Consider the following 21,847-nt stretch of genomic DNA (forward strand, 5'->3'; position numbering starts at 1 on the left):
TTTTTTTTATTAAAAATTCATTTTAAAAAATAGAAAACTAAACACTATATTTGCAGCGCTAAAAATTAAAATTATGAAGGCAGGGATTGTAGGATTACCAAATGTAGGAAAATCAACGTTATTTAATTGTTTATCAAATGCAAAAGCGCAAAGTGCAAACTTTCCTTTTTGTACTATTGAACCAAATATTGGTGTGGTGAATGTACCAGATTCTCGTATTGCTAAATTAGAGGAGTTGGTAAAACCAGAGCGTGTTCAAATGGCAACGGTTGATATTGTTGATATTGCAGGACTTGTTCGTGGAGCAAGTAAAGGAGAAGGGTTGGGAAATCAATTTTTAGCAAACATTCGCGAAACGGATGCTATTATTCACGTAGTTCGTTGTTTTGATAACGATAATATTGTACACGTAGATACAACCGTTGACCCGGTTAGAGATAAAGAAACTATTGATATTGAATTACAGTTAAAAGATTTTGAAACTTTAGAAAAAAGGTTAGAGCGCGTTAAAAAAAATGCAAGAACCGGTAATAAAGAGTCTCAAAAAGAGTTAGATGCTTTAATGAAAGTTAAAGATGGTTTAGAAGCTGCAATTTCAGTAAGAGCAGTTGACTTAACCGAAAAAGAAAGAGAAGAATACATTAAACCATTGCAATTTATTACTGATAAGCCTGTATTATATGTATGTAATGTTGATGAAAATTCTGCGGTTGAAGGAAATGCATATGTTGATGTTTTAAAGGAGGCTGTAAAAAATGAAAACGCTGAAGTAATTGTTTTAGCAGTTGGAATGGAAGCAGATATTACAGAGTTAGAAACGTTTGAAGAGCGTGAAATGTTTTTAGATGATTTAGGGTTGAAAGAACCAGGATCATCTGTTTTAATTAGAGCTGCTTATAAATTGTTAAATCAGCAAACCTATTTTACTGCTGGTGTAAAAGAAGTTCGTGCTTGGACAATTAATATTGGAGATACAGCACCACAAGCTGCTGGAGTTATTCATACGGATTTTGAAAAAGGTTTTATTAGGGCTGAAGTAATAGCGTATGAAGATTTTGCGTCTTACGAAAGTGAAGCTAAGGTAAAAGAAGCAGGTAAAATGCGTGTTGAAGGTAAAGAGTATATTGTAAAAGATGGAGACGTAATGCACTTTAGATTTAACGTGTAATAAAACATAAATATAAATAAAAAGCCTGCTAAAGTCAATTTAGCAGGCTTTTTTTGTACGGTAAGTTACCTAATTGAGAACTATTCTACCCAGTGTAAAACATCTTTAATTATAGACCACCTTGGTTCTGGAATATCAGCTCCTTTTCCTTCAATATAATGACTAAAAAGTTTGTCTATTGTACCATCTTTCTTTTTTAATTCTATCCAAGTATTTACATATAAAATCCAACTTTCATCTCTAGGAAGCGGATATGCCATAGGGACTTTTATAATGGTAGGTTGTGGAATGGCTACATTAAATTCAGGATAAATAATTGTCCAGGCACCACCGCTTTCAGCAGAAAATAAATAGGCATCTAAATCGTTGGTTTTACTCTTAAAAAAATCTCTTGGTGAAGATAATTTTATAATTTTAGCATTTGGTAGGTATTCTTTAAATTTCTTTCTAAAATAAGGGTTTGAAATACCAATTTTTAGAGAGTCTTGTTTTAAAATTTCATCTTTCGATTTAAATTTATTTCTATTATAATCAGGAACTATAAAAGCTAAAGTTTGATCTAGATAAGATGTTGAAATTGCGTAATTTTTAAGCATATCTGTTGAAACTACAAGTCCAGACATTACAATATCTAATTTTCTGTTTTTCAACAATTGAATCATTTGAGAATTTGTAACCTTGTAAAATTCAGGTTTCACACCTAGTTCATTAGCTAAATGGTAAGCCATTTCAATATCTAACCCAATGGCGTTAGCTTCATCATTATTAAAGGCAAATGGTAACTGATTAGCTAAATAGCCAACACGTAATCTACCTCTGTTTTTTATTGCTTGAATTTGGTTAGAAGTTGAATTATATGTTGAATCGCTTAAAAGTGTTGAAACATTTTTTATACTACCGTTTTTGAAATCTCTTGAAAGTTTCATTTGTATAAAACTTTCATATTGTTGACTTTTTCCCAATGAAAACGAAAGATAATATCTTGTACCAATTAGAGCTACAACAGTTAAAACTACCCCTATAATTGTTCCTCTAATTAATTTTGTCCAATTAATTTTAAGTCCTCCAAGGGTCATCCTTACTGTAATAATAGTTAATACAATTAAGTGTATAGCTCCTAAAACAACTCTAATTCTATCCGTATAAACACTTGAAATAACAAATAATTGAAACATTTCCTGCGGAAGTTTCAATAAGTTTAATAAAAATGGAATACCAGTTACTGGTGCTACAAAACTACTAAGTAAAGTGGCGCCAACAAAAGTAGAGTTTTCAATCCATCCAAACGGATTTCCAACATACCAACCAACAAAGGGTACAAAAACAAAGATTACAAAAGTACCTAAATTTGGAAACGGGTAGGCGAGTGGCATTAAAATATCAGTAATTGCAGAAGCTTCCGATTTTTTTTCTTTATTAAATATTAAAAGTCGTTTTACATCATCCATTAGTTGTGGTAAAACAACTATAATTTTACCGGTTGCAAATATGGTAAGCAAAGTGCTTTTAGTAGCTCTAAATAGTGCGGCAGGTTTAATACCTGTAAAAGTATAAACTAACAACGGAAGCCAGTAAAACCCTAATAATAAAACAGCTACACTGTAAATAATAATATAAGCTTGTAAACGCTGAATTTCTTCAAAAGACATGGTTCCTGCATTGTAAGCCGCAATAAAAAATACACCAATAGGAGTTAGTTTAATAATAATTTTATTAATATGATTTAAAGCTTCACCAATTACATCTAAACCCTGAAGCACCGTTTCTTTTCCTTTAATTTTACTCAATCCAATTCCTAAGAAAATACTAAACAAAACAACAGCAGGTACAACGTTATTTGCCATAGACCCAAACGGATTTGATGGAATGTACAAATCAAGTAAGTTTAATGGCTCTTCAACTACAACACTTGAAGGTTGAAAAAACGAAGAGGCTGTCCATTCTGGAAGTGATAAGGGTAAAGCTATTAATGTTATAATACCTATAGCTAAAAGAAAAGCCAATACTTTCAACCCGTTAAACACCAAGGTTTTTCCATCTTCCAAAGACATTCTACCAAGGTTTAAGATAATAGAAACCATAATATAAGGTAAAACGGTCATTTGTAGTAAACCTATAAAACCATCGCCAAAAACTGAAAGAAAAGAACAATATTCTCCAAAAAATATACCGATAAAAACCCCAAGTAATAAAGAGATTATTATTTTTTGTGATAAACTCATGTAATGTAAAAATTTGTATTTTATAATGTAGCAATTAATTAAGAAACTAAAATAGTTAAATATAACAGTTAATTAAAAATTAAATTAAAAAAAATCGTTTTATTGAGATAGATTTTTTTAGAGGATGAATATTTTAAGGAAAACCTTACATTAGCTTTTTGTATGAAGTTTTAATAAATATTTAAGTTGAAATTAAATTTACAGAATTACAAGACTTTAATAATTGTAATTTTATTTTTTGTAGTTGAATACATTTTTTTAAAAGATCTACCTTTTTTTTGGGATGCAGTATCTAAATCAATGAGGGCTCAATGGTTTTACGAAACCAATTTTAGCCAATTAGTTTTACCAGTAAATTTAAATTCTGGTCATCCGCCTTTTTGGCCGGTTTTAATAGCTGTTTGGTGGAAATCTTTTGGTGTTACATTGGCTAAAAGTAGAGTGTTGTTACTGATAATTAATATTTTAGTAGGTTTTCAACTTATTAAATTATTTAAGAATACTTTTCCAAAAAAACAAAATCATTTATTAGTCTTAATTATTTTGTTAGAGCCTACTTTATTAGCTCAAACAACAATTTTTAATAACGATATGATCTTGCTTTTATTTACGCTAATGGCTTATAATATAATTGTATTTTCTAAAGAAAAAAAGGAGTTATTATTGACTTTTGCTTTCACAGGGATTTTATTTTCCAATTTAAGAGGAATGTTGCTTCTCTTTTGTTTATTAGTAATTCAATTAATATTTATTAGGTATAAATTATCAACTAAAAAATTTAACTATAAGCCATATTTAATTTCTATACTGTTTTTTTCTGTTTTTTTAATTTATCAATATTCCGTTTTAGGATGGATTATTAAAACGCCATCGGTAAATTGGTCTGAACAACGAAACGTAGCAGATGTTTATAATATTTTGAAAAATATAGCTTCCATAGGAAGGAATCTTTTAGATTATGGTAGAATAGTTCTTTTCGGAATAACGTTCTACTTATTGTATTTCCTTTTTAAGAAAAAGCAATTTCATCCAAGTAAAACAAGTATAAAATTAATGATTTCAATAGTTGTTTTTACCGTTGGAATGAGTATTTTTTTTATGTTCTTCACAAACCCTATAGGTCATAGATATTATATGATATCTTATATTTTAGTTGTGCTTTTGTTTTTAGTTTTGGTTGATAATTATAAGACGATTCTAAATTATAAACGTTTATATGTAATAGTTATAATTGCTTTTATTACAGGGCATTTTTGGATATATCCTTCAACAATATCTCAAGGTTGGGATAGTTCTTTGGCATATCTAAATTATTTTAAACTACGTGATGATATTGAATTATTTATTGAAAAAAATAAGATACTTAAAGAAAATATTGGTACAAATTTGCCTTTAAATGAGAAAGAGTATTCAGATTTATTAAAGGTTGATGAAAAATAACTTTATGCTGAATTAGATGTTGCTAAAAATGAATACATCATATTATCTAATATTGAAAATAACACCTCAGATGAAGATATCAATACAATACGAAATAGTTGGATACTTATTGAAGAAGCTGAGAAATTTGGAGTTTATGTAAATTTATATAAAAACCCTAAATGATTAAATCTTAAAATATTTTAGCATACTTTTTTTTATTTTTTACTGCAAAATGGTACATTAGCAGTTCTTCAAGAATTTTACAATTTTAATGGCAGAACAAACTAAGTATACAGAGGATAATATTCGATCACTCGATTGGAAAGAGCATATAAGAATGCGTCCTGGTATGTATATCGGTAAATTAGGGGATGGTTCATCGCCTGATGATGGTATTTACATTTTAATAAAGGAGGTATTAGACAACTCTATAGATGAGTATGTAATGGGAGCAGGTAAAACAATAGAGGTTTCAGTGAAAGATGAAACGGTTACTGTTCGTGATTATGGTCGTGGAATTCCTTTAGGTAAGGTGGTTGATGTTGTTTCAAAAATGAATACTGGAGGAAAGTATGATTCTCGTGCTTTTAAAAAATCCGTTGGTTTAAATGGGGTCGGTACAAAAGCGGTAAACGCCTTGTCTTCATATTTTAAAGTACAGTCTATTCGTGATGGTCAAATGGCTTTTGCTGAATTTTCCGCAGGAAATATTACCTTGAACGAAAAGCCACAAGATTCATCGTTAAGAAAAGGAACTAAAGTAACCTTTGTTCCTGATAAAAGTATTTTTACAAAATTCAAATATAGAAATGAATACATTGTAAAAATGATTAAAAACTATGTGTATTTAAACACTGGGTTGACCATCGTTTTTAACGGTGAAAAATATTATTCTGAAAACGGATTAAAAGATTTATTAGAAGAAAATATTGCTGATGAGTTTATGATGTTTCCAATTATTCACTTAAAAGGGGAAGATATTGAAATCGCGTTAACATATAGCAAAGCACAATACAGTGAGGAATATCATTCTTTTGTAAACGGACAACATACCACACAAGGAGGAACACATCAAAATGCATTTAGAGAGGCCATTGTAAAAACGGTGCGTGAATATTTTGGCAAAAATTACGAACCATCCGATATTAGAAAATCAATAGTTTCAGCAATTAGTGTAAAAGTAATGGAACCTGTTTTTGAAAGTCAAACAAAAACAAAACTGGGTTCAACAGAAATGGGAGGAGATTTACCAACCGTTCGTACTTTTATAACCGATTTTGTAAAAACCAATTTGGATAATTATTTGCATAAAAATCCAGATACTGCTGAAAAAATTCAAAAGAAAATCTTACAAGCTGAAAAAGAACGTAAAGATTTATCGGGAATTCGAAAGCTTGCCCGTGAACGTGCTAAAAAAGCGAGTTTACACAATAAAAAATTACGTGATTGCAGGGTGCATTTAGGCGATTTAAAAAAGGACAATAGGTTAGAAAGTTCTTTATTTATTACCGAGGGAGATTCAGCAAGTGGTTCAATCACAAAGTCTAGAAATGTAAATACGCAAGCGGTTTTTAGTTTAAAAGGAAAGCCGTTAAACTCATATAATATGAGTAAGAAAATTGTGTACGAAAATGAGGAGTTTAACCTGCTTCAAGCAGCTTTAAATATTGAAGATGGTCTTGAAAATTTACGTTATAACAATATTATAATAGCAACAGATGCCGATGTTGATGGGATGCACATTAGATTGTTATTAATTACTTTTTTTCTACAGTTTTTTCCTGAATTAATAAAAGAAGGGCATTTATTTATTTTAGACACCCCACTATTTAGAGTAAGGGACAAAAAGCAAACATTTTATTGCTATTCAGAAGAAGAAAGGCGAAACGCTATAAAATCATTAAAAGGAAAACCAGAAATTACTCGATTTAAAGGTTTAGGTGAAATTTCACCTGATGAATTTGTGCATTTTATTGGAGATGATATTCGTTTAGATCCTATAATGTTAGATAAAGACACATCTATTGAAAAATTACTAGAGTTTTATATGGGGAAAAACACACCCGATAGACAAAAATTTATCATAGAAAACCTAAAAGTTGAATTAGATATTGTAGAAGTAGTATAATGCAAGTAGAAGATAATAACGAAGAATTTAACGAAGAGCTAGCTAGCGATTTTGGTAGTCAAGAAACAATTACCAAAGTTACAGGAATGTATAAGGACTGGTTTTTAGACTATGCTTCTTATGTGATTTTAGAACGTGCAGTACCAGGTATTAAAGATGGTTTTAAACCTGTGCAACGTAGAATTTTACACTCGATGAAAGATTTAGATGATGGACGTTACAATAAAGTAGCGAACATTGTTGGGCATACCATGCAATATCACCCGCACGGAGATGCTTCTATTGCAGATGCAATGGTGCAAATTGGTCAGAAAGAATTACTGATTGATATGCAAGGTAACTGGGGTAACATTTTAACGGGCGACCGTGCAGCTGCTTCTCGTTATATTGAGGCTCGTTTATCTAAATTTGCATTGGATGTTGTTTTCAACCCTAAAACTACGGAGTGGCAAACCTCTTATGATGGAAGAAAAAAAGAACCGATAGATTTACCCGTAAAATTCCCAATGCTATTAGCACAAGGAGCCGAAGGTATTGCCGTTGGTCTTTCAACAAAAATATTACCACACAATTTTAACGAGTTAATTGATGCTGCTATAAAGCATTTAAAAGGTAGAAGTTTTACATTGGTTCCCGATTTTTTAACGGGTGGAATTGCGGATGTTTCTAATTATAACGATGGGAAACGTGGAGGGAAAGTAAGGGTTCGTGCTAAAATTTCTCAGCAAGACAAAAAAACATTGGTTATTACGGAGATTCCCTTCGGAACAACCACTTCTTCGTTGATAGAATCTATTTTAAAAGCCAATGAAAAAGGAAAGATAAAAATCAAACAAATTGAAGATAATACAGCTGCCAACGTTGAAATTTTAGTGCATTTACCAAGTGGTATTTCACCAGATAAAACAATTGATGCTTTATATGCTTTTACAAATTGTGAAAATTCTATTTCACCGTTAGGATGTGTCATTGATGATAACAAACCTGTTTTTATTGGCGTTTCTGAAATATTAAAAACGTCTACACAGCATACGGTTGAGTTATTAAAACTCGAATTAGAAATTCAATTAAATGAATTAGAAGAACAATGGCATTTTGCTTCATTAGAACGTATTTTTATTGAAAACAGAATTTACCGTGATATTGAAGAACAGGAAACTTGGCAAGGTGTAATAAAAGCTATTGATGAAGGTTTAAAACCTCATATAAAGCATTTAAAACGTACCGTTACCGAGGAAGATATTGTGCGTTTAACTGAAATTAGAATTAAAAAGATATCAAAATTTGATATTGATAAAGCCAAACAGTTTATTGAGAGTTTAGAAGATAAAATTGCTGTTGTAAAAAATCATTTAGATAATTTAATTGAATATGCTGTTGATTATTTTAAAAACCTAAAGGTTAAATATGGTAAAGGAAAAGAACGCAAAACAGAACTTCGGTTATTTGATGATATTGTTGCTACTAAGGTGGTCATGCGAAACACCAAATTATATGTAAATAGAGAAGAAGGTTTTGTTGGAACTTCGTTAAAGCGTGATGAATATGTAGACGATTGCGCCGATATTGATGATGTAATTATTTTTAGAAAAGACGGTATTATGATGATTACCAAGGTTGATGCAAAAACCTTTGTTGGTAAAGATATCATTCATATTGCAATCTTTAAAAAGAACGATAAACGTACGGTGTACAATATGATTTATCGTGATGGTAGAAGTGGACCAAGTTATATAAAACGTTTTAATGTTAAAGGGGTAACAAGAGATAAAGAGTACGATTTAACAGCAGGGAATAAAGTTTCTGTGGTTCAGTACTTTACTGCAAACCCTAATGGTGAGGCTGAAGTAGTTACCATAAATTTACGTGCTGTAGGAAGTGTTAAAAAGTTAAAATGGGATGTTGATTTTTCTGAATTAACAATAAAAGGTCGTGGGGTAAAAGGGAATACAGTAACCAAATATCCAATCAGAAAAATTGAATTAAAATCGGAAGGTGTTTCTACATTAAAACCACGTAAAATTTGGTTTGATGAAACCGTTCAGCGTTTAAATGTTGATGATAGAGGAGAACTTTTAGGTGAGTTTAAGGGTGAAGATCGTTTGTTAATTATCAATCAAAAAGGAGAAGTTAAAACCATTAAGCCAGAGTTAACAACGCATTTTGACAGCGATATGATTGTGCTAGAAAAATGGGTGCCTGAGAAACCTATTTCAGCGATTTATTATGATGGTGAGAAAGAACGTTACTACATCAAACGTTTTATGGTAGACAACCCTAATAAAGAGGAGATTTTTATATCTGAACATCCAAAATCACAACTAGAAATTGTTTCAACTGATTATAGACCAATGGCTGAAATTGTATTTTCTAAGCGTAGTTTGGAAAATATGGAAGTAAATATGGAAGAGTTTATTGCTGTAAAAGGAATTAAAGCACAAGGAAATCAATTAACTACTGACAAAATTAAAACAGTAAATCTTTTGGAGTCCTTGCCTTACGAACCTCCAGTTATTGAGGAGGTTGAGGTTAATGATGAAGAAATTATAGATGCATTACCATTAGAAGATATTGAAGAAATTAAACCATCAATTATTGATAAGAATAAAAAAAAGCCTGTAATAATTCCGCCGAAAAAAAAGTTGAATGATGAAGATCAAACTAAATTGTTTTAGGTGTTATTTGTAACTTTTACTTATAAATGGAGTTTCTTTAAAACCTGTTACTTGGTTAATTAAAACGGTGGCTGTAAAAAAATAATTACATAATAAGTTGGCGAATTTTGGTAAAATTTCGGCAACTTCTTTTTGTTCTTCGTTGTGTATTTTCACCATTAAACGAATTGCTTGTTTACACATTGAAGAGCATTTATTTAAAACACCAACAGGAGAAACACCTCCAGGCAATATAAACCCAGATATAGATTTTTCAGTAATGGTTTTAAAACTTCGGTAATTCTCTAATAATTGTTGATGATCTTCTTCGGTAATGGCTAATTCACCACGAATAGAACCGTTTAAGTGATAGCAGAGAGGAAGTAACCAGTTCAGTTCATTTTCAAGTGTTTGTAATTCAATGTTTTCAGTATATTGTTGTCTTAAAAAGCCAAGGTCGTTTATAGCCCATCCAACCATTCTGGTTAAATCATCAGTTAAAATTTCATAATCACAAAGCAAAGAATCTTCATAAATATAAGGGTAGCAAAGTTCATCTAGATTTGATTTTGGGCGAAGTTTTTTCATTGTAATAACTAGTTTAATTTTTTATAAAAAGTAAATTCATACTCAGGTAATAATTCTGGATGTGCAATTTTAATCAAATCTTTTAACACTAAATCGGGTCTAATTGGAGACAATTCAAAATACCAAATTCCGCCTTTTTCTCCAGTTGTATTATTGTATGAATAAATAGTTTTATTATGGAAAGCCTTCATTTTTGAACCTATTAAATTACCTTTTTCAAGATCGTTTAAGGTTGGGTAAAATCCCGGTGAAATCCAAATGTCAGCATCTTTGCCTTTTTCAAAAACATTTTCAATATTTAAAGATAAGCTTCCTTCTCCTTCAGAATCTTTCCATAAATAATTGGTGTTGGCATCTTTTAAAAAAGTAGCCTCAAAACTGTTTCCAGCAGGTAAATACCAAATATCTTTATACAATCCACCACAAATAATAGATGGTTTGTTTTTAGATTTTTTAGCAATTTCTTTTGCTTCTAAATAGTTGTTCTTTATCTTATTAAAAATACTATCAGCTTCTTTTTCTTTGTTGAATAACACCCCGTAAACCTTAATCCACTCTGCTCTTCCAATTGGAGTTGATTCTAGCCAATCGCCATTTAAAAGTACTTGAATTCCAATTTTTTCAATTGTTGTAAACATTTTATTATTACTATTTATGGAAAAACCCATCACTAAATCAGGGTTTAAATCTAGTAATGTTTCAGTATTGATATGTTCAGGATGTCCTAATTCTTTAACTGTATTTTCATCAATTAACTTTCTAGTTTTTATTGAGGAAACAAAATCGGTATTAGGAAAACCAACTAATTTATTTTCAACGCCTAATAGCTCTAAAGCAGGAACGTGTGTAGAGCTCGTAACAACTATAGCATTTAAAGGAACTTGTATGGTGTTTTTGTCTGAAGATTCTTCAGAAACAATGGTGTAAACAACGTCTTCAGTTGCTCCAGGATATGGTGTTTTTATAATTAATTTTGTCTCATTGGCAGTTTTTAAAATGTCAAAACCTTTCGCGTATTTCACGTTTGAAATAGCTTTTTCTTCAATTTTTTTTGAACTGTGTGAATTGCACGAAACAATTAAGGAAATTGTTAGACTTATAAAAAAAGTAATTTTGATGATGTTCATAATGGAAGATTTAAAGTAGGGTAAGCGTGTTATTTTGTTTTATAATTCTGAATACTTGACCATAGTCAACTTTTATGTCGAATGAATCTTTTAGATGGATGTTATTCATTTTTGAAAGGATGCTTCTAATAACTCCTGCGTGTGTTGTTATAATTATTTTTTTTGCTGAAGTTGAAATAATTTCAGTAAAAACTTCGTTGGCTCTTTTTGCTAAATCTATATAAGCTTCACCATTTGGAGTTGAAACATTTACAAAATCGTTCATCCAAATATTGGATGTTATTTTTGGTAAGTGATCCCAATTTAATAATTCCCAATCTCCAAAATTAAGTTCCATCAACCGATCATCAATAATAAGCTCTTTTGAAAACTGCTGCGCTAATTTTGTGCAGCGTTTTAACGGACTAGAATATACGATTGTTTCTTCAGTAATTTCTAATGAATTTAAAATAACAGCAACTTCGTTTTCAAATGTAGCAGCTACATCTAAATCTGATTGACCATAACAGATACCTTTTTCGATGTTGGGTGTGGTATGTCTAACTAAATAAATTTCCATAAAACCAATAGACTTAAATAAAATACAACTTCGGTAATTTGTTGGGTAGCACCAGCACAATCACCCGTTTGACCTCCAATCCATTTTTTAAAAAACCGACCTAATAGTAGCATCGCTATAAACGGAGGAATTAGTGCTAAAAATACCCAATATGTTTTAAAAAAGAATAGAGGAGCAAGTCCAATTAGTAGATTAAAAATTAAATAGGATAGTTTAAAACTACTAGCAACGGCTTTAGATTTTGAACTATCATCAGTTCTTGCATACGGATATAAATACAAAATAAATGTGGTGATGCACCTGCTAATACTATGCCCGGCAATGATAGTAATAATTAGTTGATTGCTAATTTCAGCAAGCGCAAAAAATTTAAGCGTAAATAAACAAATTAAGCCAACAATACCGTAAGTTCCAACTAATGAATCCTTCATTATTGCTAAAATTTTATCTTTAGTCCATCCGCCACCAAAGCCATCACAAACATCAGCAAAACCATCTTCGTGAAATGCTCCAGTAATCCAAATTGTTGAAACGTAACTTAGTAATATGGAAATGTTTTGAGGGAAAATATAAGAAGCTCCCCAGTAAACTAACACTCCAAAACCACCTACAATTACCCCGATTAAAGAAAAATATTTAGTACACCTTTGAAGTACATCACCAGAGTGATCTATCCATTTAGGACACGGAATACGTGTAAAAAACATGATTGCTGTAAAAAATATAGCGAGCTCTTTTTTCATATAAAATTAATCGGCAGGGTTAACAACACCAGCGCTTTCAAAACTAGCCATTTGATTTATAAAAATTTCAGCAGATTGAATAATTGGATAAGCAATTGCTGCACCGGTTCCTTCACCTAAACGCAAGTTTAAATGTAAAATAGGTGTGGCGTTTAAAAAATCTAACATTTTAATATGTCCTTGTTCATTTGAAACGTGAGAAAATAAACAGTAATCTAATACGTTTTTATTTATTTCTTGTGCAACCAATAGGGAAGAAGTAGCAATAAAACCATCAATAATTAAGGTCATTTTTAATTCAGCAGCTTTTAGCATAGCACCAGTCATCATGGCAACTTCAAAACCACCAAAATTTTGTAAATTTTCTAGAGGATTTTCACTTACTCCGTGAAATTCTTGAACTTTAGTTAAAATAGCTATTTTGTTTGCCAAACCTTCATCAGTTAAACCAGCACCTTTACCAATACATGTTTCAATAGATTGTTTTGTAACAGCGCTCATTAATAAAGAAGCAGAAGAAGTATTTCCTATTCCCATTTCTCCAAATGAAATTACATTACTTCCTTTTGCGTGTTTATCAGCAACAATTTCACCTGCTTTTTTAATTGCTTGTTCACATTGTTCTTTTGTCATTGCTGGTTCTACAGAATAATCTTTAGTTCCTTTTGCAATTTTTGCGTTAATTAATACATCGTAATTTTCAAAATCAAAATTTACACCAGCATCAATTACACTTAAATCAAATCCGTGTTGGTTACAAAAAACATTAATTCCTGCACCACCTTCTAAAAAATTAAATACCATTTGTGGTGTTACTTCTTGCGGACAAGAACTCACCGGGTAGTTGTTTACAATACCATGGTCAGCAGCAAAAACAAGCATTGTTGGCTTGCTTAATTTTGGAGCTAATGTATCTTGAATTAAACATAATTTTTGAGCAATAATTTCTAGGGTTCCTAATGATCCTATAGGCTTTGTTTTATTGTTTATTTTATGTGTAATTTTTTTAATAAATTCTTTGTTAGTTGGAGTGATTTTAAATGTATTCATAGGTTCATTTTATTTTAATGTAAGTGGTAATCCTGAAATCATAAATATGGCTTTATCTGCTTTATTTGCAATACGTTGGTTGGTCCAACCTTGTAATTCTGTAAATTTTCTCGCAATATGAGATTGAGCATGCACACCCATTCCAATTTCGTTTGAAATGATGATAATTTCACTCTCTAATTTTGATAAATTTTCAATTTCTATGGAAGCTAATTCTAAGGCTTTTTCAACATTGTTTTCAGTATCAAAATATAAGTTTGTCAACCAAAGTGTAACACAGTCTATAACTACTACTGAATTGTCAGGAATTACTTTTGAAATTTCTTTTTCTTCTTCAATGGTAGTCCAGCGTTCATCTCGATCATTTTTATGACGTTCAACTCTTTTTTCAAAATCTTTATCCCAAATTCTAGAGGTTGCTAAATAGTATGGAGAGTCGCTTAAACGCTCTGCTAATTTCTGAGCATAACTGCTTTTTCCTGATCGTTCTCCACCTGTAATGTAATGTATCATAGAGTTGAAATTTTCAGCAAATGTAATATTATTATGAAATAATGATACTAATTAATCTTAATTAATTAATTTTGCAGCCGATTATGGTTCTCGAATTTTATTTTACATAAAACGAGTTAAAAGGGAATTCGGTTAAAATCCGAAGCTGTTCCCGCAACTGTATGCTTAGTCGACGAAATCGATGGTTGTTATTAAACTTAAACCACTGTTAATTAACGGGAAGGTAAATAACAATACGTAAGCCAGGAGACCTGCCACAATCTTAATTAATTAAAACTTTCGGGAGAAAGGTTATTATGATGAGAAACATTTTATTCGTCTTTATTTTATTAATTGTTAGCAAATCTTTTGCGCAACTTGACAGTATTCAAAAGTTAAAGGTTGTAAACTTAAGTTCAGCAAAATTGCAAAAACACTCTAAGGGTTTTAAGGTTTTAGCATTGTCTGATTCTATAATTTTAAAAAATACAGAGTCTTTTACAACGTTATTGCGTTTTAACACGCCAATTTATATCAAAGAATATGGTGCGGGCGGAACAAGTACTGCAAGTTTTAGAGGTACAAGCGCCTCAAATACGGCGGTTATTTGGAACGGAATAAACATAAATTCAATTAACAATGGGCAAACAGGATTTAATGCTTTAACCGTCAATTTATTTGATAATATTGATGTTAGAAGTGGTGGTGGAAGTATTGAATTTGGATCAGGTGCCATTGGAGGAACAATTCATTTAAATGATCAATTGCGTTTTGGAAATCATATAGATAATCAACTCGTTGCTTCTGGAGGAAGCTATGATACCTACAATAATTTATATAAGTTTTCATTTGGAAGTGAACGTATTGCAGCTAAATTTGGAGCTTCTTACAATCAATCTGAAAACGATTATGATTGGTTAGGAACTGATGGATTGAAAAACGAAAATGGAGCGTATAATAATTTAAGTTTTAGTTTAGGTTTTGGTTATAAGCTGAATAAATTTAGCAAGTTGAGCGTTTTTTCTTCTAAATTTAATGGGAGTCGTGAATTTTCAGGAACACTACCTAACCCTTCCGCAGCAAAAGAAAAATATAAAGATTATAATTTCAGAAACTTAATAGCCTATAATTATCGTAAAAATGAATTCGCTCACGATGTTAGATTTGCTTATTTAACGCAAGAGTATCGTTATTTTGCTGATAAAAATGTAGATTTTTATAATTACGGAAAATCAAAAACGTTTTTATTAAAATATGATTTTAGCTTTCAAATTTTGGATAATTCAAGTATTGAAAGTATTACCGAGCTTGAATCTGTTTTTGGAAGCACCGATGAAATTATAGAGAAAAACCGAAAACAATTTTCACAATCTATTATTTATAATCTTAGTTTTGAGAATATTGCGTCCATTAATGCGAAAATTAGAAAAGATTTTAATTCTGATTATAACGTTCCATTTGTATTTGCATTAGGTGCAGAATTAACGCCTTTAAAAAATACGTTTATAAGAGTCAATGGTTCAAAAAATTATAGAGTGCCTACGTATAACGATTTGTATTGGCCAGCTTTGGGTAATGCTGATTTAATTCCAGAATCTTCTTTACAAAGTGAATTTGGTGTAGGTTACAAAACCAAACAGGTTAAATTAGATGTAGGTGTTTATTATATAAATTCCAAAGATAAAATAGTTTGGACACCAGGTGGTGATTCTGAACGACCAGGTATTTGGACTCCAATTAACGTGGCAGAGGCTGTTAATAAAGGAATTGAGTTTACAGCAGCTGTAAACAAAGCAATTGGTAAGCATCTTTTTAATTTCAACTTAAATTATAGCTACACTATTGCGAAAGATAAAAGCACCAATAACTATTTAACCTATGTACCAAAGCACTTAGCTAACGGAAGTGTAGGATATTCTTACAAAAGGTTTAGTGCTTTTTATCAACATTTATTTACGGGTGAAGTATATACAACTACAGATAATTTAGACAATTATACAGTTCCATATTACAATGTAGGAAATGTAGGTGTAAATTATAATATTATAAAAACAAACAACAATCAGTTAGGTTTAGGAGTAAAAGTAAACAATGTATTTAATAAAGAATACCAAGTTTTACCAAGCAGACCAATGCCTAATAGAAATTTTAATATAAACATAAACTTTAAATTTTAAATTATGAAAATCAGTAAATTTTTACTTAGCATATTTTTACTAAGTGTATTATTAGTGTCGTGTGATGATGACGATGAACCTCAATTACCAAAAGGGGATTATGAAAATGGAATATTAGTTTCTGGAGAAGGTTCAGGAGCTGCCTCAGGTTCAATTACTTATGTTTCAGATGATTTTGCAACTGTAGAACATCAAATATACAAACAAGTTAATGCGGGTAAAGAATTAGGGACTTACTTGCAGTCTTTAGCATTTGATGCTAATAATTCTTATGTATGTGTTGACCAATCAAATAGTATTACAGTAGTTGATAGATATACTTTTGAAGAAAAAGAAATTATTTCTGAAGGTTTAATTTTACCTAGATATATGACTATTTTAAATGGTGTAGGTTATGCTACAAACTGGGGAAGTGCAAGTGATGCAACAGATGATTTTGTAGCCGTAATTGATTTGGATACTTATGATGTTACAAGTACTATTTCTGTTGGAAATGGTCCAGAGCGAATTGTAGCTAAAAATGGTAAATTATATGTTTCACACAAAGGCGCTTGGAGTACAAATAATGTAGTTACAGTAATTGATATAGCTTCAAAATCAACTACAGAAATTATTGTAAAAGATAATCCAGATGAATTATTTTTTGATAATTCAGGTTATTTAGTTGTTTTGTCTGAGGGGAATACAATTTATGATGGTTCTTGGAATGTAATTGGTCAAACTCAAGGTGCGATTTCAAAAATTAATACTTCAACAAATAATATAGATCAAGAAATAGTTTTTCCTGAGGGATCAAACCCAACATTGTTAGTAACTGGCGGTATGAATATGTATTATAATTTAGGGAGTAAAATTTATAAATTAGGGAATTCAGATTCTAGTTTGCCTTCAACTGAATTTATTAATACTGAAGCAGGTTACCTTTATGGTATGGAAGCTAATGATGAAAATTTATTTATTTTAGATGCTAGTTTTTCAGGACAAAGCACTATGGATATATATAATTTAGCAACTAAAGCAAAAACTATTTCTGTTGCAGCACCAGTATCTGCCTCAAAAATATATTTCAACTAATATAAATAGCATAATATTTAAGTTGGTAATAGCTTGATTATTTATGCTATTACCAACTTTTTTGTTTAAAGATTTAATGATATGGAAAAAAATAAGGCAATTTTTAATTGGAGTGGAGGTAAAGATAGCGCTTTAGCGTTGTATCACGTTTTAAAGGAAGGTAAGTTTGATATTACAAAGTTAGTTACTACGGTAAATTCAAAATATGATAGAATTTCTATGCACGGTGTTCGTAATGAATTGTTGACTGCGCAAGGAATAGAATTAGGACTTCCTATAAAGAGAATTTTGTTACCCGAAACACCTTCAATGGAAGATTATGATTCCATTATGAAGGAGCAACTTGCTGAAATAAATAATCAGAAAATTACACATAGTATTTTTGGAGATATTTTTTTGGAAGATTTACGTGTTTATCGTGAAACAAGATTAAAAGAAGTTGGTTTAAAAGGGAATTTTCCACTTTGGAAACGAGATACAACTGAACTTGTAAACGAATTTATAGACTTAGGTTTTAAAACAATGGTTGTTTGTTGTAACGCTGAACTTTTAGGAAACGATTTTGCAGGTAGAGTTATAGATAAAGATTTCTTAAAAGACTTACCTAAAAACGTAGACCCTTGTGGAGAAAATGGAGAATTTCATACGTTTGTTTTTGACGGACCAATTTTTAAAAACCCAATAAAGTTTGAATTAGGTGAAATAACATATAGAGAATATGAAATTACTAAAAATGATAATTCAACTAAACCTGCTGGTTTTCATTTTTGCGATTTAATACCTTCATAAGTAGTATTAAATGATGTCTTTCACTTCATTCTTAATAAAAGCCAAAGCCGTTTTACTTGGAGGTGAAACTTCAATCATTTTTGTTAAAATAGCTTCTCTTAACTCTTGAGCGTTAGTTATATTTTCAAGTTTACTAGTGTTGGTTATCAATTGAATAGTGGTGTTTTTTGAAGCAACAATAACATTCCAACACTCATTTGATATATATATTTGTTGCGCTAAATTATGCTCAAACTCTTGTTCAATACTATTTACAATACTTACTGCATAAGCGTTTTTGTCGTTATTAACAGAAGTAATTCTTATTAATAAGTTAGAAGGATTTATTCGCTCTAAAAATAACGTCATACGTTCATAAGCTTGTAATTTTATGGGTAAAGCTTTTTTTTGATTTTCTTTTAAAAGTGATAATTTTAATTTTTGTTGTTCATTTTTAGTATGATTCACAAAAAAATAATACGCCACTAAACCAGTAACAACTGAAGGAATTGTATAACTTAATAATTCAATAATTCGATCTAAATCCATTCGTATTTTATATTTATAAAAAATCAAATTTAGCTTATGTTTATGAATATTCACAATTTATATTATTTAATATAAATGTATATTGTAGTAATTGTTGCTTAGTAACCATTGTTACATTCTAAAATAAGATTACTGATAATTGTCAGTAGTTTTAACTAGCAATCTATCTAATTTTATTTTTTATTAAAGTTTATCTAAATATGATACATTTATAAACATATGTTCTATTTTTAAGTGATAACCAATAGTAATTGTAATAGCTTTACAATAGAAATATAATTATTTTTGTGAATGTAAATAAGGTTTTAACAATATTGAAAAGAACTTTAGAAATAAGAATTAACACAAAAATCAAACATTAAATTAAACAAACAATTATGAAGAATTTATTAAAATTTATGGTAGTGTTTTTTACAACTGCTACTTTTGCTCAAGCCGGTCATATTATGCAAGGTGTAGGAGCCGTTAATATGTCAATGGGTGGTGCAGCAACTGCAATGCCATTAGATATTAGTGGAGCAATGCAATGGAACCCTGCTACTTTATCTGCTTTTGATGGAAAAATATTAGATTTTAGCATAGGAGCATTCTCATCTTCACCAGAGTTAAGTTCTAGTATTCCTGCAGGAATGATGTTTCCAGGATCTCCAGCTGTTTCAGGTATTACAAAAGATGATAGAGGTATATCGCCTATGCCAGCAATTGGTTTTGTTTACGGAAAAGAAGGAAGTAAAAGTACTTTTGGAGTTTCTGCTTTTGGTATTAGTGGTTTTGGAGTTACGTTTCCTCAAGAAACGAATTTACCAATGGATGCGGATGGAAACCCTAATCCAGCGTGGAATCCTAATGCGTCAAATCCTATTAGTTACCCTCAAAGCATGAATGGTTTTGGACATATTGAATCAGATTATATGTTAATGCAGGTTTCATTATCTTGGTCTTATGAAATTTTAAAAGGATTCTCTATAGGTATTCAACCGAACTTTAACTACGCTTCTTTAGAATTAGCACCAAGCCCACTTTCTTCACCTAGCCCTACGTTAGGTTACCCTGAAAGTGATAAAGCTTCAGCATTTGGTTTTGGAGGTCAAGTAGGTTTATATTATGCTTCTGAAGGTGGAGTTAAATTAGGTGCTTCATACAAATCAGCACAATCATTTAGTGATTTTGAATTCAAAAATACTTTTTTAGATGGTTCTGCAGCTAGAGATACTCAATTTAATATGGATTATCCAGCAATAATTTCTTTAGGTGTTGGTTATACAACAGATGCATTTGATATTACGGTTGATTATAGAAATGTAGATTACACAAATACTGATGGATTTGCAGCAAAAGGTTGGACTAGAACAGGTTCAGTTCAAGGTTTTGGGTGGAATGATGTGAATATTATTTCAGCAGGTCTTCAATTAAAATTAGTTGATAAATTACCTTTAAGATTTGGTTATACTTATAGTTCAAACCCTATAGCTAATGAATTAGCGTTCTTTTCAATTCCTGCAACAGCAGTTATTAAAAATGCGTATCAATTTGGTTTAGGATATGAGTTTAGCGATAAATTTAAATTGAATGGAGTATTTCACTACGGAACAAGCGGTGGTTCAACTACAGGAAATTTATTAAATCCTATGATGGCTAGTGCTTCAAATCCTTATGGAGCAATTCCAGGTACATCAGTTGGGTATAAAATGAATACAAGTATGATTATGTTAGGAATCTCTTATGATTTCATGAAATAATATATCTTTAAAAGAAGTTAAAAGCGGTTTCATTTGAAACCGCTTTTTTTTTGCTAAAACTGAAAATTAATTAATTTCTTGTTAATTTGTAGTTCTAAATTAATTTGATGCAATTTTTTAAAAAAGAGAAACCGTTCTATCTATTTTCACTTGCTTTATTTATTTTATCGGCATTGTATGGATTGCTAATTCGTTGGAATTTTGTTTTTCCTATACAGTCGTTTACCTATAAAAACTTCTTGCAAAGTCATTCCCACGTTGCCTTTTTAGGTTGGGGTTATATTGCAACTATTGGCGCAATTATTCAGTGTTTTGTTTCAAGTACTATCAAACAAAAACACATTTATAAAATAACTTTATTGGTGATTTTTATAACGGTAACATTAATGCTATTCAGTTTTCCTTTAGGAGGTTACAAATTATTTTCCATTGTATTATTGTGTCTTTTCGGAGTTACTTCTTATGTATTATCTTTTAAATTATTGAAGGATATTAAGGGAGAATGTATTTCGACTAAATTAATAAAATACGGAATTTATTATTATTTGCTATCAAGTTTAGCAACATGGTTTTTAGCTTATGTGCTTGTTTCGCAAGGAAAAACAGAATTGTATTACAACACCGTTTATTTTTATTTACATTTTTTATACAACGGGTATTTTGTTTTTGTACTGTTTGGTTTGTTGTTTAAAATCATTGAAAATCAACAGATTGTAATTTCAGAGAATCTTCAGAAGTACTTTTTTATATTTCTAAATATAGCTTGTATTCCTGCTTATGCATTATCAATTTTATGGAGTAAAGTAGGTTTAACGTTTCATATTATTGGATTTTTAGCTACTATTTTACAACTAATTTCTTTGGTTTATCTATTTAGAATTCTGAAGAAGGTTTACCATCAATTAAAATGGAAAGCTATTTCTAAAGTATTATTAAAGTTTGGCGTAATTGCTTATAGTTTAAAAATTGTAATACAAATACTGTCTTCGTTACCTTATTTTGTAGAAAAATCATTGGCTTTAAAGCCATTTTTAATCATCGGATATTTGCATTTATTTACTTTAGGATTTATGAGTGTTTTTGTTTTTTTAATTTTAATACAATTACATAAAATTCAACTAAAAACCACCAGTTCAAAAATTGGGTTGGTTATTTTTTTAATTGGCGTTGTAGCAACCGAATTGTTACTTTTTACGCAAGGTTTTTTACTGTTAATTGGTTTAACACCTATTCATAATTACCAATTATTATTGCTTTGTGTGAGTGTTTTATTGGTGTTAGGCTTGCTATTCATATTTATAAATCAACTTAAAAAAACGAGCATTAAAATAAACTTGTAGATAACTTTTATTGCTAAACTAATTTTGGAGTAGTACATTTGAATTTT

17 protein-coding genes and 1 riboswitch are annotated in these 21,847 nt (G+C 30.3%); of the genes, 9 read left to right on the forward strand and 8 right to left on the reverse strand.

Annotated features, from left to right (window positions below; genetic code table 11):
* Positions 1–73: 73 nt before the first annotated feature.
* Positions 74–1,168 (forward strand): redox-regulated ATPase YchF, encoded by a 1,095-nt coding sequence (gene ychF, locus CHB67_RS01515; RefSeq protein WP_089379969.1) that lies wholly within the window; start codon positions 74–76, stop codon positions 1,166–1,168.
* 80 nt (positions 1,169–1,248) lie between these two features.
* On the opposite strand, the gene CHB67_RS01520 is transcribed toward ychF, so the two are convergent.
* Positions 1,249–3,390 (reverse strand): cation:dicarboxylate symporter family transporter, encoded by a 2,142-nt coding sequence (locus CHB67_RS01520; RefSeq protein ID WP_089379970.1) that lies wholly within the window; start codon positions 3,388–3,390, stop codon positions 1,249–1,251.
* A 186-nt stretch (positions 3,391–3,576) separates the two neighbouring features.
* Here CHB67_RS01520 and CHB67_RS01525 point away from each other — a divergent pair, with 186 nt between their 5' ends.
* From CHB67_RS01525 to CHB67_RS01535, 3 genes are all read left to right on the forward strand, one after another.
* On the forward strand, positions 3,577–4,830 hold the full coding sequence (locus CHB67_RS01525) for a glycosyltransferase family 39 protein (RefSeq protein WP_089379971.1): 1,254 nt from the start codon (positions 3,577–3,579) through the stop codon (positions 4,828–4,830).
* Between the two features lie 253 nt (positions 4,831–5,083).
* A complete protein-coding gene (locus CHB67_RS01530; RefSeq protein WP_089379972.1) occupies positions 5,084–6,940 on the forward strand; it encodes a DNA topoisomerase IV subunit B in 1,857 nt (618 codons plus the stop codon).
* Positions 6,940–9,615, forward strand: a complete 2,676-nt coding sequence (locus CHB67_RS01535; protein ID WP_089379973.1) for a DNA gyrase/topoisomerase IV subunit A — start codon at positions 6,940–6,942, stop codon at positions 9,613–9,615. Before CHB67_RS01530 ends, CHB67_RS01535 begins: the two co-directional genes overlap by 1 nt.
* Before the next feature lie 3 nt (positions 9,616–9,618).
* Here CHB67_RS01535 and CHB67_RS01540 read toward each other — a convergent pair whose 3' ends face one another.
* Genes CHB67_RS01540 through CHB67_RS01565 form a run of 6 tightly spaced genes read right to left on the reverse strand, consistent with a single transcriptional unit; the run spans position 9,619 to position 14,174 of the window.
* The gene (locus CHB67_RS01540) at positions 9,619–10,182 is read right to left on the reverse strand and encodes an ATP:cob(I)alamin adenosyltransferase (protein ID WP_089379974.1); all 564 of its coding nucleotides are present in this window, start codon (positions 10,180–10,182) and stop codon (positions 9,619–9,621) included.
* A gap of 8 nt (positions 10,183–10,190) precedes the next feature.
* Positions 10,191–11,309: an ABC transporter substrate-binding protein gene (locus CHB67_RS01545; RefSeq protein ID WP_089379975.1), complete on the reverse strand. Its 1,119-nt coding sequence runs from the start codon at positions 11,307–11,309 to the stop codon at positions 10,191–10,193.
* Between the two features lie 10 nt (positions 11,310–11,319).
* Positions 11,320–11,868: an alpha-ribazole phosphatase gene (gene cobC, locus CHB67_RS01550; RefSeq protein ID WP_089379976.1), complete on the reverse strand. Its 549-nt coding sequence runs from the start codon at positions 11,866–11,868 to the stop codon at positions 11,320–11,322.
* A complete protein-coding gene (locus CHB67_RS01555) occupies positions 11,853–12,611 on the reverse strand; it encodes an adenosylcobinamide-GDP ribazoletransferase (RefSeq protein ID WP_089379977.1) in 759 nt (252 codons plus the stop codon). Before CHB67_RS01555 ends, cobC begins: the two co-directional genes overlap by 16 nt.
* A 6-nt stretch (positions 12,612–12,617) precedes the next feature.
* On the reverse strand, positions 12,618–13,661 hold the full coding sequence (gene cobT, locus CHB67_RS01560; RefSeq protein ID WP_089379978.1) for a nicotinate-nucleotide--dimethylbenzimidazole phosphoribosyltransferase: 1,044 nt from the start codon (positions 13,659–13,661) through the stop codon (positions 12,618–12,620).
* Positions 13,662–13,670: 9 nt separating this feature from the next.
* A complete protein-coding gene (locus CHB67_RS01565; protein ID WP_089379979.1) occupies positions 13,671–14,174 on the reverse strand; it encodes a bifunctional adenosylcobinamide kinase/adenosylcobinamide-phosphate guanylyltransferase in 504 nt (167 codons plus the stop codon).
* A gap of 67 nt (positions 14,175–14,241) precedes the next feature.
* A riboswitch (cobalamin riboswitch) is annotated at positions 14,242–14,447 on the forward strand.
* 23 nt (positions 14,448–14,470) lie between these two features.
* On the opposite strand from CHB67_RS01565, the gene CHB67_RS01570 reads away from it, so the two are divergent.
* The 3 genes from CHB67_RS01570 to CHB67_RS01580 all read left to right on the forward strand — a co-directional run bounded on the left by CHB67_RS01570 (position 14,471) and on the right by CHB67_RS01580 (position 18,193).
* Entirely contained in the window at positions 14,471–16,330 is a 1,860-nt protein-coding gene (locus CHB67_RS01570) for a TonB-dependent receptor plug domain-containing protein (RefSeq protein WP_089379980.1), read from the forward strand.
* 3 nt (positions 16,331–16,333) lie between these two features.
* On the forward strand, positions 16,334–17,404 hold the full coding sequence (locus tag CHB67_RS01575; RefSeq protein ID WP_089379981.1) for a YncE family protein: 1,071 nt from the start codon (positions 16,334–16,336) through the stop codon (positions 17,402–17,404).
* A gap of 81 nt (positions 17,405–17,485) precedes the next feature.
* Positions 17,486–18,193, forward strand: coding sequence for a Dph6-related ATP pyrophosphatase (locus tag CHB67_RS01580; protein ID WP_089379982.1), 708 nt, complete (start codon positions 17,486–17,488; stop codon positions 18,191–18,193).
* Positions 18,194–18,199: 6 nt separating this feature from the next.
* Here the strand turns inward: CHB67_RS01580 and CHB67_RS01585 are convergent, their stop codons facing one another.
* Positions 18,200–18,721, reverse strand: a complete 522-nt coding sequence (locus CHB67_RS01585; RefSeq protein ID WP_089379983.1) for a DUF7935 family protein — start codon at positions 18,719–18,721, stop codon at positions 18,200–18,202.
* A gap of 377 nt (positions 18,722–19,098) precedes the next feature.
* Here CHB67_RS01585 and CHB67_RS01590 point away from each other — a divergent pair, with 377 nt between their 5' ends.
* Entirely contained in the window at positions 19,099–20,460 is a 1,362-nt protein-coding gene (locus CHB67_RS01590; protein ID WP_089379984.1) for an OmpP1/FadL family transporter, read from the forward strand.
* 107 nt (positions 20,461–20,567) lie between these two features.
* Entirely contained in the window at positions 20,568–21,800 is a 1,233-nt protein-coding gene (locus CHB67_RS01595; RefSeq protein ID WP_089379985.1) for a hypothetical protein, read from the forward strand.
* Positions 21,801–21,847 lie beyond the last annotated feature (47 nt).

It is taken from the genome of Lutibacter agarilyticus, from assembly GCF_900188235.1.
In the GTDB taxonomy this organism is placed as follows: domain Bacteria; phylum Bacteroidota; class Bacteroidia; order Flavobacteriales; family Flavobacteriaceae; genus Lutibacter; species Lutibacter agarilyticus.

Excerpts from the sequence above, each read along its gene's own strand:
- CHB67_RS01570 (WP_089379980.1), top strand. The coding sequence starts at position 14,471 with ATGATGAGAAACATTTTATTCGTCTTTATTTTATTAATTGTTAGCAAA.
- CHB67_RS01565 (WP_089379979.1), bottom strand. The coding sequence starts at position 14,174 with ATGATACATTACATTACAGGTGGAGAACGATCAGGAAAAAGCAGTTAT.
- CHB67_RS01535 (WP_089379973.1), top strand. The coding sequence starts at position 6,940 with ATGCAAGTAGAAGATAATAACGAAGAATTTAACGAAGAGCTAGCTAGC.
- ychF (WP_089379969.1), top strand. The coding sequence starts at position 74 with ATGAAGGCAGGGATTGTAGGATTACCAAATGTAGGAAAATCAACGTTA.
- CHB67_RS01545 (WP_089379975.1), bottom strand. The coding sequence starts at position 11,309 with ATGAACATCATCAAAATTACTTTTTTTATAAGTCTAACAATTTCCTTA.
- CHB67_RS01595 (WP_089379985.1), top strand. The coding sequence starts at position 20,568 with ATGCAATTTTTTAAAAAAGAGAAACCGTTCTATCTATTTTCACTTGCT.
- cobC (WP_089379976.1), bottom strand. The coding sequence starts at position 11,868 with ATGGAAATTTATTTAGTTAGACATACCACACCCAACATCGAAAAAGGT.
- CHB67_RS01530 (WP_089379972.1), top strand. The coding sequence starts at position 5,084 with ATGGCAGAACAAACTAAGTATACAGAGGATAATATTCGATCACTCGAT.
- CHB67_RS01585 (WP_089379983.1), bottom strand. The coding sequence starts at position 18,721 with ATGGATTTAGATCGAATTATTGAATTATTAAGTTATACAATTCCTTCA.
- cobT (WP_089379978.1), bottom strand. The coding sequence starts at position 13,661 with ATGAATACATTTAAAATCACTCCAACTAACAAAGAATTTATTAAAAAA.
- CHB67_RS01520 (WP_089379970.1), bottom strand. The coding sequence starts at position 3,390 with ATGAGTTTATCACAAAAAATAATAATCTCTTTATTACTTGGGGTTTTT.
- CHB67_RS01555 (WP_089379977.1), bottom strand. The coding sequence starts at position 12,611 with ATGAAAAAAGAGCTCGCTATATTTTTTACAGCAATCATGTTTTTTACA.
- CHB67_RS01590 (WP_089379984.1), top strand. The coding sequence starts at position 19,099 with ATGAAGAATTTATTAAAATTTATGGTAGTGTTTTTTACAACTGCTACT.
- CHB67_RS01580 (WP_089379982.1), top strand. The coding sequence starts at position 17,486 with ATGGAAAAAAATAAGGCAATTTTTAATTGGAGTGGAGGTAAAGATAGC.
- CHB67_RS01540 (WP_089379974.1), bottom strand. The coding sequence starts at position 10,182 with ATGAAAAAACTTCGCCCAAAATCAAATCTAGATGAACTTTGCTACCCT.
- CHB67_RS01575 (WP_089379981.1), top strand. The coding sequence starts at position 16,334 with ATGAAAATCAGTAAATTTTTACTTAGCATATTTTTACTAAGTGTATTA.